This window comes from Synechococcus sp. 'PEA 65AY6A-5F PE A' (assembly GCF_047462575.1).
Taxonomy (GTDB): Bacteria; Cyanobacteriota; Cyanobacteriia; order Thermostichales; family Thermostichaceae; genus Thermostichus.
The window spans coordinates 21,344-33,701 of sequence record NZ_JAOALE010000032.1; the positions used below are offsets into that span (position 1 = coordinate 21,344).

Sequence of the window (12,358 nt, forward strand, 5' to 3'; positions counted from 1 at the left end):
ACCGCCACCTAAACCCAAGTTGGGAATCCCGGCAGATCCTCAGCCCATATCATACAGACGTCCTCCTTCTATGCGCACCACCCGGTGGCCGGCCCGCTCCACAAGATAGGGGTCGTGGCTGGTCATGATGACGTAGCGGCTGCAGAGCCGTTCCAGGAGAAAGCGATCATGACTGATGACCAAAAGCCCCATCTGATGTGCCCGCCCATAGGCCAAGACAGCTTGCCAGATCAGGGCTTGGGTATTGGCGTCGAGCATGGCTGTCATCTCATCTGCAATCAAATAGCGAGTTTGTGGGTTGAGAACCCGGGCGATGACAACCCGCTGCAATTCTCCCCCGCTTAGCTCATGGGGATAGCGGTTGAGCCAACTGGGGGAAATGCCTAGGGTGTGGAGAACCTCTGGCTGGGGAGGAGGCCCTTCCCGCAAGACCTGAGCTATGCGCCAGTGGGGGTTAACGGCCTGCTCTGGATGTTGAAAGACAAGCTGCACTGGGCAGTACCCTCGCCGAGGCAAAGGCTGCCCTGCCACACTCACCCGACCTTGGCTGGGGGTAAGGTAGCCCGCCAGCAACTTGGCCAGAGTAGTTTTGCCAAAACCAGAGGGAGCCATCAGCCCTACGACTTCCCCAAGTTCTACTTGAAGGGTCTGATCTTGCACCACCCAAGGCAGATGCCGTCCATAGCGAAACCAGAGATGCTCACCCTTGAGCATGGATACACCTCACCCACCCTCCTCCAACCGCCCGCAGAGGCGGACGCTCAGCTCGACAGATTTCACTTGCCCAGGGGCAGCGATCCCCAAACAAACAACCCGCAGGCAGTGCCTCAGGGTCAGGCTGGTTGCCCGGCAGGGGAGCAAACTCATTTTGGGGCAGGGATCGCCACAGAGCTTGAGTGTAGGGGTGGCGCAAGTTTCCCCTTTCGAAATCCTGAGCCGAGGCCAACTCGACTGTAGTGCCCGCATAGAAGACTGCCACTCGATCTGCCACCGACAACGCCGCCTGAATATCGTGTGTAATCAACATAACGCCTCGGCCCTCCTGGGCCAGCTCCCGCAGATGGGCAAGGGTCTCAGCCACCACCTCCGCGTCCAAGCCTAGCGTGGGCTCGTCGGCTATCACCAGCTTGGCTCTGCTAACTGCCGCCGTCGATACCAGCACCCGCCGTGCCATGCCTCCGGAGAGCTGGAAAGGGTAGAGGCCCTCTGTTCCCGGCGGCAAGCGATAGCGGGCAAAGATGCGGCTCACTGCTCTACGGGCCTCGCCTTGGGAGGCACCGCTGAGCCGAGCTACCCGCTGTACCTGGGATCCTACTTGCATGAGGGGATCCAGGTAGTCCACAGACTGGGGGATGAGAGCAATGGCCTTGCCGCGCAGTTGCCTACACCGCTCAGGGGTCAAGGGCTGCCCCTGAAATAGGAGAGTACCGCGCAGGGTAGCGTTCTCTGGCAAAAGACCCAAGAGGGCATGGGCCAGCAAACTTTTGCCCGATCCGCTGGCCCCCACCACTGCCACCACCTCCCCTGCCTTAACCTCCAGATCCAGATCTGTAATCACCTGAAGGTAGCGGCGGCGCAGCCCCCGCTCGTATCGGCTGAACCTAATGTTTAGGCCGGAGACCACCAACATGTCCCTACTCCTGAGCCGTACGCGGATTGAGAAGGGCCTGCAGGTTTTCTCCCAGCCAGTCAAAAGCCTTGACCGACAGCAGCAGCAGCAGTCCAGGCATAACCCCCAGCCACCAGTAGCCGGTGGAGAGGTGGCGCATGGATTCGGCCAGAATAATGCCGATGGCCGGTAGGTGCGGCGAAATACCTACCCCAATGAATGAGAGGGCTGCTTCGTGCAAAATGGCGTGGGGAAACAGCAGAATAAGTCCCACTAGGAGCTGGGGCAAAATGTGAGGCATCATATGGTAGCGGGCAACCCAGAGGGAAGAGCGGCCCAGTCGGTAAGAACTCTGGACATAGTCAGAACTGCTGACCTGTAACACCTCGGCCCGCACCAGGCGCGCTAGGCTGGGCCAGTGGGTGAGGGCAACGGCAACAATGACTCCCCGAACTCCGCCGCCGACAGCAAAAGCTATAAGGATCTGCACCACCAGGTGAGGCAGGCTGAAACATAGGTCAATCATCCAGCAGATCGAGGCATCCACCCAGCCTCCCACCGTGCCACCCACCAAACCCAAAACAGCGGCGATCACCACGCTGACGGCGGCAGCCAGCATGCCTACCCACAGACTAAGGGACATCCCGTGCAAGGATCGGGCCAGCATATCCCGCCCCAGCCAGTCGGTGCCGAAGGGATGGGCCAGGGAAGGAGGCTGATTCCGCTGAGTTAGGTTCGGGCTCAGTCCGGTATCGCCGATAAGCCCAGCGCTGCAGAGGATAGACACCAAAAAAAAAGCACACAGTCCAATTGCCCACAGAGTCTGCCGCCTGCGCTCTCCTTTGACAGAGGACTCTGAGAATTTCATCCCCCCATCGGCATCAGCAGCAGCAACACGAGGCGATGCAAAAGGGATCATCCTATCCTCCCGCCAAGGCGAATGCGTGGATCGACAATCTGGTAGGACAGGTCAGCTAGGGTATTGCCGGCATAGACAAACAAGGCGCTGAAAAACACAATGCCCACCAACAGAGGCACATCACTGCGCAAAGCTGCCTGTACCGTTGCTTGTCCCAGTCCTGGATAAGCAAACACCTGTTCCACTAACACTGAGCCACCAAACAGTTCCCCAAAGGAGGCAAATTGCAGCGTCAGCGCAGGCAGCAAGATATTCCGCAAGCCGTGGTACCACAGGATCCCAGCCAGGCTTTCCCCCTGGGCACGAGCAAACAGCACATAGTTGCTGTGCAACACGTCAATGAGCTTCTGACGAGTGTGCAAGGTGATGTTGGCAACGCCGATGAAAGTTAGGGTGAAAGCAGGCAAGAGCAAGTGGTGTAAGCGCTGCCAAAAAGTCACCTCCTCCGCCAACGCGCCAGGTGGCGCGGCGCAACAGATAGGTGTTAGACCCAGCTCTACCGAAAACGCGATCAAGAGTAGCAGCGCCACCCAGAAAGGGGGAGAAGAGGCGAGGGTGTAGGCGTAAAGACGAATACCGCGGTCAACCCAAGTGCCCTGAAACGCTGCGGCCAAAACCCCCAACCCCACTCCCAGGAAACCGGAAAGCAGCCAGGCAATTGCCAGTAAGGGCAGCGATAGCTCAAACCGCTGTTGAATGACCTGCACCACTGGCTGATTGAACACCATTGAGGTGCCCCAGTTGCCTTGAACCATCTGCCCAAGCCAGTTCCCAAAGCGAAGCAGCATGGGCTGATCCAGCCCCCAACGCTGGGCAATCAGGTCTCGTTGGGCTGGGCTGATCTGCAGCATGTCGGCCCCTACATAGGCTTGTACGGGATCAACAGGGGAGAAGCTGAGCAGGGCAAACGTCAGGACTGCCACAGCCGCCAGCAGCAACCCCAGCCGAGTCAGCTTATAAGCCAGAAACAGCAGAACTGACCTCAGTTGCACGTCCATTTCCAACGGGTGATGTTGGCTGTGATTGGCCAACCATGGCCATGAGGCTGTACCTGCGGCTGGCCTATATCCAAGCACTCGTGAACAAAGTAGGTATGATCCAGGTTTACCAACCAAGCCCAGGCTGCATCTCCTTTGGCAGTAAAGCCTTGCTTTCCATCCCACTGGGCTGCCCGCCAGAAGGGGATAGCTTCAGCTTCAGAGGGGGCCTCCATAGCCAGATCCAGCATTCGATCCACAAACGGGTTGGCATAGTAGCCGGCATTGAAAAATCCCCCCTGGGCCGCTTTGCTGTGGTAGAGGTTGTACATCTCAGTTGGGTCATGGCTGCCCCAGCCAAACAGCACCACGTTGCTGTGCATGAGCGGAATGATGTCATCCCAACTTTTGCCCTCGACATTGACTCGGATGCCCACAGGCCGCAGCATTTCTGCAACAGCTAGGGCCAGGGCTTGGCGAATACTGTCGTTGGCCGGGTAGAGCACGGTGAACTCAGCCCGTAGCCCGTTTTTTTCCACTACCCCATCCCCATCTTCATCGCTCCAGCCTCCCTCAGCTAGAATCTGACGGGCCAGGTCTGGATTGTTGTCCTCAATCTTGGCGGTCGGCTCTTCCCAGGGCAAACCGCTGACTGGGCCATAGGCAGGGGATCCGTAGCCTTCTAGGACTCCATCCACCAGCGCCTGTCGGTCAATGGCGAAGTTGACCGCCTTGCGAATCGCCAAGTCAGAAGTCACATCGTTGCCGATGGGGTATCCCTTTGGGGTTGTCGCACCGGTTTTAGGGGGAAAGGGGAACATCAGCCCTCGGTTATCCACACTGGGAATGGCGTGAAGCTTCATGCCCTTAACAGTTTGCTTAGCCAAAGACTGAGGCACGCTAACCACGTGTACCTGTCCGGCTCGGGCTGCTGCAAAGGCTGCATCCTCCTCCAGGAAAAGGAAAACCAGCCGCCGAATGCCAGGAGTCTGGCCGTAATATAAGGGATTTGCCTCCACAATCAGTTGTTGCCCCTCATCCCACTGCACCAGTCGGTAGGGGCCAGAGCCAATGGGTTTGCGAGCATAATCAGGCCCGTGGGCATGTTGAGGCACGATACCCAAGGTGATGAGGCGGTTGACAAAAGTACTTTGGGGTTTTTGCAGCCGCAGCTCCACCGTATGAGTGTCGATAGCTACTGCTTCCTTTAGGGCGGTTAGGTCGACCAGACCACCACTCCGAGCTGCTTGGTTAAAGGTGTAAGCCACGTCCGCTGCTGTGACAGGTTTTCCATCGGAGAAGACTGCATCCTTTCGTAGGGTTACCGTCCAGGTTAGGCCATCTTGGCTGACAGTGTAGCCAGTCGCCAGGTCGTTTACAATCTCAAGGTTCTCGTCCCGCCGCAGCAGAGTGCTTTGGAACAAAGGCGAACCGTAACGTCCCCAGCCCAGGGTGGGATCAAATCCTTCTTCGCTTTCCCCTCCAATGGCCAGCACGATTTGATCGCTGGATCCTGCTAGCTTTGGATCGAAAGCTGTCCGCTCAGCAGCATTCTGAGCGCATCCAGCCCACATCTGGCTCAGCAAGAAGAGGCCCACAGACCACACAGTTACTTTTAAGCTTGATGCCATAGAAACCCCGATCTGTCGCTTTTTCAGCAAAAAGGAGCAAACCTCCTTGCCTCCTGGACAAGACTTATGGCAGCTAAGCTATCACTGCCTTATCTTGAGAGCAATGCAGGGGGGGAGGATGCTTAGAGGGTTCCGATGACTTCTTGGTCACCTACTTCGATGACCTGGGGGAGACTTACCCCTGGGTGGTGCAACTGCCGGTGGCCGGCATTAGCCTTGACTTTACCCGTGGCCACACCCTGGATCTGGTAAGAACCTATGGCTTTCCGGCTGACCAGATCCTAGGTGCTAGCGTAGTGGACGCTCGGAATGTCTGGAAGGTTCAGCCTGAGACCGTCTTGGCCAGCCTGCGGGAGCTGCAGGGGGTAGCTCCCAACCTACGGGTGCAGCCTTCCGCTTCGTTGCAATTTGTGCCCCACGACGCTGCTCTGGAAGCCCAGTTGCCGGAACCCCTCAGAAATGTCCTCAGCTTTGCCGAACAGAAGCTGGCCGAAGTAGCTCTCCTGGCGCGAGCCCTCAACGGCGAAGACACTGCTGCCCAGCAGGCGGAAATCCAGCAGCAGTGGCAGAGCTTTGCGCAGTTTAGCCCCCCCAACCCCCAAGTGCGCCAGGCTTTGGCCAACCTCAAGCTCCAGGACTTCGAGCGATTCCTGCCCTACGAGCAGCGCCTAAGTCGGCAGGTTCAGCTACCACCTTTCTACCACCTTTGCCCACCACCATTGGCTCCTTCCCCCAAACTCCAGAGGTGCGGCAGTGGCGAGCTAAGTACAAAAGAGGGGAGGTTTCGCAGGCGGAGTACGAAGCAGCCATTGACGCTGAGATTGCCAAGTGCATCCGCATTCAAGAAGAGATTGGCCTGGATGTGTTGGTGCATGGGGAATTTGAGCGCACCGACAGGGTGGAGTACTTTGCCCAGAAGCTGGAAGGCTTTGCCTTCACTGAACACGGCTGGGTGCAGAGTTACGGCAGCCGCTGCGTGCGCCCTCCCATTCTCTACGGCGACGTGGTTCGCCCCCAACCCATGACAGTGCGGGAATTCCAAGTAGCCCAGTCCCACACCCAAAAGCCGGTGAAAGGCATGCTCACGGGGCCAGTGACTATGCTCAACTGGTCCTTTCCCCGTGTTGATATTCCCCGGCGGGAGCAGGCTTTGCAGATTGCCCTGGCCTTGAGAGCCGAAGTGGCAGATCTGGAAGCGGCTGGAGCGGTGATGGTGCAAGTGGATGAGCCGGCACTGCGGGAGGGGCTACCTCTGAAAAAAGAACGCTGGCCAGAATACCTCAGCTGGGCAGTGGATGCCTTTCGCCTAGCTACCGGCGGGGCCAAGCCGGAAACCCAGATTCACACCCACATGTGCTACTCAGAGTTTGGGGACATCATCGAGCACATTGAGCGGCTGGATGCCGACGTGCTTTCCATTGAAAACAGCCGCAGCAACAACAAAACCCTGCTGCAAATTGCCCAGGCTGGGTATCGTCACCAGGTGGGCAACGGCGTTTACGATGTCCACAGCCCTGCGGTGCCGAGCGTTGAGCAAATCCTGCAGCAGCTGCGCACAGGACTGGCCCACTTGCCTGTGGAGCAAACTTGGGTTAATCCCGATTGTGGCCTCAAGACCCGCCGCTGGGAGGAGGTGATCCCCGCACTGAAAAATATGGTGGCTGCCGCTCATCAGCTAGGGGAGGAGCTTCTGGAAACCCAACCTGAGGGTCTGCGCGAGTAAGGTCCACGACCTGCTGATGTAACTGGTCGGGCTGGCTTGACAAGTCGCCGCGGGCGGTGCCGCTGTTGTGCTGATGCGGCTGGCTTAGGGCCTACGGTCTGCTGATGCAACCGGCAAAGCTGCTCTCCGGGATCTCAAAAAGCTTGTGGAGAGCAAAATAGGGATCCCGGCAGCCCTCAGCGCAGATCATACAGGCGCCCTCCCTCCAGGCGCACCACCCGGTGACCCGCCCGCTCCACCAGATAGGGGTCGTGGCTAGTCATGAGGATCGTCACGCCAAAAGAATTGAGCCGCTCCAGGATTTGGAGCACCAATAGGGAGTTTTCCCGATCCAGATTTCCCGTCGGCTCGTCGGCCAGCAACAAGACGGGCATGTTGACAATGGCGCGGGCCAAGCTGAGGCGCTGTTGCTCCCCTCCCGAAAGCTCGTCCGGGAAGCAATCCCGCTTCTCGGTCAGCCCCACCATCTTCAAAGTCGGCCCCAGGCGGCGGCGAATCTCTGCTGGGGAAAGTCCCTGGGCGCGCAGCACAAAGGCCACATTTTCCGCCAGGGTGCGATTGGCCAAGAGGCGATAGTCTTGAAAAACCACCCCCAAGCGCCGCCGCAACATTGCTAGGGGGCGGGGCGGGATGCGGTAGGGCCGCCGCCGACCTTCCGAAGAAAACAGACACACCCCATCCACTATCACCGTGCCCTCGGTGGCCTGTTCGGCCCCGTAGAGCAGCCGTAGCAGGGTGGACTTGCCCGCCCCCGACACCCCGGTTACGAACACAAACTCGCCGCGGCGCACCTCCAAGTTCACATCTCGGAAAACCCAGTTGCCGTTGGGAAAGACCTTGCTCACCCCCCGCAGCGACACCATGCTCTCAGCGCTACCTAGGGCTGGCAGGGATCCGGTCTGGGGCTTGCGGTAGAGGCCCAAGGTGGTTTCTGGGTCGGTTGGGACGAGGAGGGAGGGGTTTGGGGCTGTACCAGCCCAAGGGTGAAGGCGGGGAGCGTAGCCGATGTGCTGACCAAGCATCGTGGTAAAGCGCCTAGAGAGAAGGGAACGAGTGGAGCTGCCAGGCTAGGAGCGCGAGGGAGAAGAGCGATCCCACAGCACCCGCCAGGCAAACCTGGGCAAAGCCAACATGCGTCGCCAGCGCCAAGGTTCCTGATAGAGACGATACAACCATTCCAGGTGATGGTCACGCCACCAGCGGGGGGCTCGCCGTTTTTGGCCGGCCCAAATGTCGAAGCTGCCCCCCACCCCCATCCAGATGGCCTGGGGCAAGAGGCTGCGCCATCTCTGGATCCACAGCTCCTGGCGCGGGGATCCCAGCCCCACCCACACCAGTTGGGGTTGGATTTTCTGGAGAGCTTGCAGAAGTTTTTCCTCTTCGGCGCCAGAGAAGTAGCCGTGATGGCCCCAAATGGACAGAGAGGGAAAGTGAGCTTGCCACTGCTGAACCGCTGCCCGGTTGACTGCCGGCCTTCCTCCCACCAAGGCCAAGCGCCACCCCCGTTCTGCTGCCCGCGAGATCAAAGCTTCGGCCAGCTCGATCCCCGGCACCCGCTGGACACGGATCCCCTGCCGCCGCAAAGCCCACACCACCCCCGCCCCATCTGGGATCACCAGCTCAGCCTCCTGCAGCACTTGGGCAAAGGCCGGATCCCGCTGCGCCTGCATGATCATCTCCGGATTGCAGGTGACTACCTGAGCACCCAGGCCCTGGCTGATGCGGGCTTCAATCCAGGCGGTATAGCTCTGCAGATGGGTTTCCGGCAGGGTAAGGTGCAGGTTGACGCCCAAAAGGGAGTAGGTTACCAACGACATTGCCACGGGCCTAGGGAGAGAACTTGCTTCCCAATCCAGATTGTGCCAACAAAAAAGAGCGCTATCCTTCGGGGTGAGATAGGGATTCCATGCTCTCTGAACAGCCTTCTACAAGCGTCTTGGCCCCCCGCGAGGGGCGCTGGCTCTGGCAGGGCCAGTCCATCCGCTACCAACAGGCGGGATCCGCCGGCCCGGCGGTGGTGCTTATCCACGGTTTTGGGGCCAGCAGCGACCACTGGCGGAAAAATTTGCCGGAGCTGGGGCGGCACTGCCGCGTGTACGCCCTTGACCTCCTGGGATTTGGGGGATCCGCCAAGCCCTTGCCGGGATCCCCTTTCCCCTACACCTTTGAAACCTGGGGCGCCCAGGTGGCCGATTTTGGGCGGGAGGTGGTGGGGGAGCCAGCTTATCTGGTGGGCAACTCCATTGGTTGCATTGTGGCCTTGCAGGCGGCTGTTTTCGAGCCAGGCCAGGCCTTGGGGGTGGCGATGTTGGATCCCTCACTGCGGCTGTTGCACGAGCGCAAGCGTCGCCAGATCTCTTGGCTGCGCCGCCGAACCACCCCCCTCATCCAGTCCTTGCTGGGGTGGCCCCCCTTCGGCCGGTTTTTCTTTGCCCAGATAGCCCAGCCCTGGGCCATTCGCAACATCCTCCTCCAAGCGTATGGGCGCAAGGAAGCGGTTACGGAAGACCTGGTGCAGCTTTTGCTGCGACCGGCCCTCGATCCGGGAGCGGCAGAGGTGTTCTTGGCCTTTGTGCGCTACTCCCAGGGGCCCTTGGCCGAGGATCTCCTGCCCCAGGTCACCTGCCCCGTCCTCATCCTCTGGGGAGAGGTGGATCCCTGGGAGCCCATTGCTTTGGGGCGGGCCTTGGCCGAGTTCCCCTGCGTGGTGGGGTTCATCCCCCTGCCGGGAGTTGGCCACTGCCCCCAAGACGAGGCCCCGGAGCTGGTCAACCCGCTGCTGCTGGCTTGGATCCGGGATCCCACCCGAAAACCTGAGCTCGGGATCCCCTAGCAACTCCCGCGAGGAGGAAGGTCTGGGTTCTCCCGCCTAAGAGCGACCGAGGTGCTCCAGTTGATCCAGGTTGGGGCCGCTCAGCCGGAAGGCCTGGCCAAACCCCTGAATGAAGCTGCCGCCGGTGGGGGTGATCTGGCAGAAGTGGAAGTCCGCTAGGCCCAGGATCATCTCGGCAATCTCGTACTTGGCGCGATAAAGAGCCTCGAACCCCTGGGCTTGCGCTTCCTTGCGGCTGAGGAACTGGGCTTTTCCGCTCACCATCACCCGCGGCAAAGCGTGGTTGCTGCGGGGATCCCCCGGCGTGGGCGGCTCGTGGATGAGCAGGCTGGCTCGCGGATCCGCCCGCAAAGCCTGGGTGTGGGAAGAAAGGTCGCTGATGACAATGGCAAAGCGCAAGGGATCCCACTGCACCACGAAGGGCACCAACGATACCGCCGGGGATCCGTGATCCAGCACCGCCAAGCTGGCCACCGGCTGGCCCTCCAGCAGCGCCTTCAACTTTTCCTGCGCCGACATCGCTTTTTCTCCCATTGCCCCTGCTATTATCCCCAAGCCCCCCTCGTTTGAGAAGGGTTGGATCCCTGGGATAATATCCATTGCCCGTTTGAGCAGCCCGCACCACCGGGAGCAACGTTTTTCGACATTTTTCAACCCTATCGACGTCGATACATCCCGATGTATTGTGACTATCTTGTTCAGATCCTCACGGCTCGCGTTTACGACGTCGCCCAAGAAACCCCCCTGGAGCCGGCTTTTAACCTCTCCCGCCGCCTGAACAACCAGGTCTGGCTCAAGCGGGAAGATCTGCAGCCGGTTTTCTCCTTTAAGCTGCGGGGGGCCTACAACAAGATGGCCCACCTGCCTCCGGAGCAACTGGCGCAAGGGGTGATCGCGGCCTCTGCGGGCAACCACGCCCAAGGGGTAGCCCTGGCAGCGCAGCGGCTGGGCACCCACGCGGTCATCGTGATGCCCGTCACCACCCCCCAGGTGAAGATAGACGCGGTGCGGGCGCGGGGGGCCCAGGTGGTCTTGCACGGCGACACCTTTGACGATGCCTATGCTCACGCGCGGCAACTGGAAGCCGAGAAAGGTTTGACCTTCATCCATCCGTTCGACGATCCCCTGGTGATCGCTGGCCAGGGCACCATCGGCATGGAGATCCTGCGCCAGTCTCAACAGCCCATCCACGCCATCTTCGTCGCCGTCGGCGGGGGCGGCCTGATCTCGGGCATCGCCGCCTACGTCAAGCGCCTGCGCCCGGAGATCAAAATCATTGGGGTAGAACCGCTGGACGCCGACGCCATGTACCGCTCCCTACGAGCTGGCCGAAGGGTGCGCCTCTCTCAGGTAGGCCTGTTTGCTGATGGGGTGGCGGTGCGAGAGGTGGGGGAAGAAACCTTCCGCCTCTGTCAGCAGTACGTGGACGAGATCCTCTTGGTGAGCACCGACGACACCTGTGCCGCCATCAAGGATGTCTTTGAAGATACCCGCTCTATTTTGGAGCCCGCCGGCGCCTTGGCCATTGCCGGCCTCAAAGCCTACGTCAGCCGCACCGGCATCCAGGGACAGACCCTGGTGGCGGTGGCCAGCGGGGCCAATATGAACTTCGACCGCCTGCGCTTTGTGGCCGAGCGAGCCGAGATCGGCGAACAGCGGGAGGCCATTTTCGCCGTCACCATCCCCGAAGAGCGGGGCAGCCTGCGTCGGTTCTGCGCCCACATCGGCCAGCGCAACCTCACCGAGTTCAACTACCGCATTGCCGATACCCACGAAGCTCACATCTTTGTCGGCCTACAGGTGCGGGATCGGGCCGATGCCCAGGCAGCGGCCCTGGATCTGGAGCGGGCTGGCTTTAAGACCTTGGATCTCACCGACGACGAGCTGGCCAAGCTGCATCTACGCCACATGGTGGGGGGGCGCTCCCCCCTGGCCGAGAACGAGCTGCTCTACCGCTTCGAGTTCCCGGAGCGGCCCGGGGCCCTGATGCAGTTCTTGTCTTGCATGAGCCCCAACTGGAACATCAGCCTCTTTCACTACCGCAACAACGGCGCCGACTACGGTCGCGTCCTCATCGGCATGCAAGTGCCCACCTCGGAAATGCCCGCCTGGCAGCGCTTTCTGGATACCCTGAACTATCGCTACTGGGACGAAAGCCACAATCCGGCCTACAAACTCTTCCTAGCCTAGTCAGTGTCGGCTTGTTGCGGGGGTGAACAAAGTTGTAAACAAAACTTTACAGTCCTATGTAGAGCGCGCTACGCTAGTAGAGAAAAAGCAAGGAGAATCCTATGAGCAGATATCGCTCCGTCGTAGTCGAAGAAGGTGGCCGCCTCAACAACTACGCCATCGAGCCGGAGATGTACGTGGACACCGTTCCGCGGGTGGGCTTCACCGACTATGCAGAGCGCTTGAACGGGCGTTTGGCGATGATCGGTTTTGTTGCCCTGATCCTGTTTGAAGCCTTGTCTGGCACTACTCTCATCGGCTGGCTGCAGTCCCTGGGGCAGTAGAAGAGGGGAAAGCAAGCCGTGGCTTGTGAAATCCGAGGCGGTCAACCTGGGAGTACAGGCGATCTTTGCCTGAACAAGCCCTTCCTTGGCTGACTTTGCACACAAAAGGATAGCTTGGTAGCCCCGCACTTGAGTGCGGGGCGGAAAAGCCCG

Annotated in this window: 11 protein-coding genes and 1 pseudogene; 4 read left to right on the top strand and 8 right to left on the bottom strand. The window is 60.0% G+C overall.

The window, feature by feature from the left end:
* Positions 1-39 precede the first annotated feature (39 nt).
* The 5 genes from GG26_RS10645 to GG26_RS10665 form a co-directional block, all read right to left on the bottom strand.
* A complete protein-coding gene (locus tag GG26_RS10645) occupies positions 40-714 on the bottom strand; it encodes an ABC transporter ATP-binding protein (RefSeq protein ID WP_414390491.1) in 675 nt (224 codons plus the stop codon).
* A complete protein-coding gene (locus GG26_RS10650; protein WP_414390493.1) occupies positions 701-1,630 on the bottom strand; it encodes an ABC transporter ATP-binding protein in 930 nt (309 codons plus the stop codon). The genes GG26_RS10645 and GG26_RS10650 overlap by 14 nt, the downstream gene beginning before the upstream one ends.
* A gap of 4 nt (positions 1,631-1,634) precedes the next feature.
* Positions 1,635-2,396, bottom strand: a complete 762-nt coding sequence (locus GG26_RS10655; RefSeq protein WP_228375493.1) for an ABC transporter permease — start codon at positions 2,394-2,396, stop codon at positions 1,635-1,637.
* A gap of 128 nt (positions 2,397-2,524) precedes the next feature.
* On the bottom strand, positions 2,525-3,526 hold the full coding sequence (locus GG26_RS10660; RefSeq protein WP_011429070.1) for an ABC transporter permease: 1,002 nt from the start codon (positions 3,524-3,526) through the stop codon (positions 2,525-2,527).
* Positions 3,511-5,001: an ABC transporter substrate-binding protein gene (locus GG26_RS10665; protein ID WP_414390496.1), complete on the bottom strand. Its 1,491-nt coding sequence runs from the start codon at positions 4,999-5,001 to the stop codon at positions 3,511-3,513. Before GG26_RS10665 ends, GG26_RS10660 begins: the two co-directional genes overlap by 16 nt.
* 278 nt (positions 5,002-5,279) lie before the next feature.
* Between GG26_RS10665 and metE the strand changes: the two are divergent.
* Positions 5,280-6,859: pseudogene (metE, locus tag GG26_RS10670) on the top strand (5-methyltetrahydropteroyltriglutamate--homocysteine S-methyltransferase); the annotation flags it as partial.
* 176 nt (positions 6,860-7,035) lie between these two features.
* Here the strand turns inward: metE and GG26_RS10675 are convergent.
* Both GG26_RS10675 and GG26_RS10680 read right to left on the bottom strand, forming a co-directional pair.
* Complete coding sequence (locus GG26_RS10675) at positions 7,036-7,881, bottom strand: cell division ATP-binding protein FtsE (RefSeq protein WP_414390499.1); 846 nt, start codon at positions 7,879-7,881, stop codon at positions 7,036-7,038.
* A 45-nt stretch (positions 7,882-7,926) separates the two neighbouring features.
* Positions 7,927-8,676 carry a WecB/TagA/CpsF family glycosyltransferase gene (locus tag GG26_RS10680; protein ID WP_414348217.1) on the bottom strand — a complete coding sequence of 250 codons (750 nt, stop codon included), beginning with the start codon at positions 8,674-8,676 and terminating at the stop codon, positions 7,927-7,929.
* Between the two features lie 89 nt (positions 8,677-8,765).
* Between GG26_RS10680 and GG26_RS10685 the strand changes: the two genes are divergently transcribed.
* Complete coding sequence (locus GG26_RS10685; RefSeq protein ID WP_099812602.1) at positions 8,766-9,692, top strand: alpha/beta fold hydrolase; 927 nt, start codon at positions 8,766-8,768, stop codon at positions 9,690-9,692.
* Positions 9,693-9,728: 36 nt separating this feature from the next.
* Here the strand turns inward: GG26_RS10685 and GG26_RS10690 are convergent, their stop codons facing one another.
* Positions 9,729-10,211, bottom strand: coding sequence for a pyridoxamine 5'-phosphate oxidase family protein (locus GG26_RS10690; protein WP_011429064.1), 483 nt, complete (start codon positions 10,209-10,211; stop codon positions 9,729-9,731).
* A 159-nt stretch (positions 10,212-10,370) separates the two neighbouring features.
* On the opposite strand from GG26_RS10690, the gene ilvA reads away from it, so the two are divergent.
* Complete coding sequence (ilvA, locus tag GG26_RS10695) at positions 10,371-11,882, top strand: threonine ammonia-lyase, biosynthetic (RefSeq protein WP_011429063.1); 1,512 nt, start codon at positions 10,371-10,373, stop codon at positions 11,880-11,882.
* A 101-nt stretch (positions 11,883-11,983) separates the two neighbouring features.
* Positions 11,984-12,205 carry a high light inducible protein gene (locus GG26_RS10700; protein ID WP_011429062.1) on the top strand — a complete coding sequence of 74 codons (222 nt, stop codon included), beginning with the start codon at positions 11,984-11,986 and terminating at the stop codon, positions 12,203-12,205.
* The last annotated feature ends 153 nt before the right edge of the window (positions 12,206-12,358 follow it).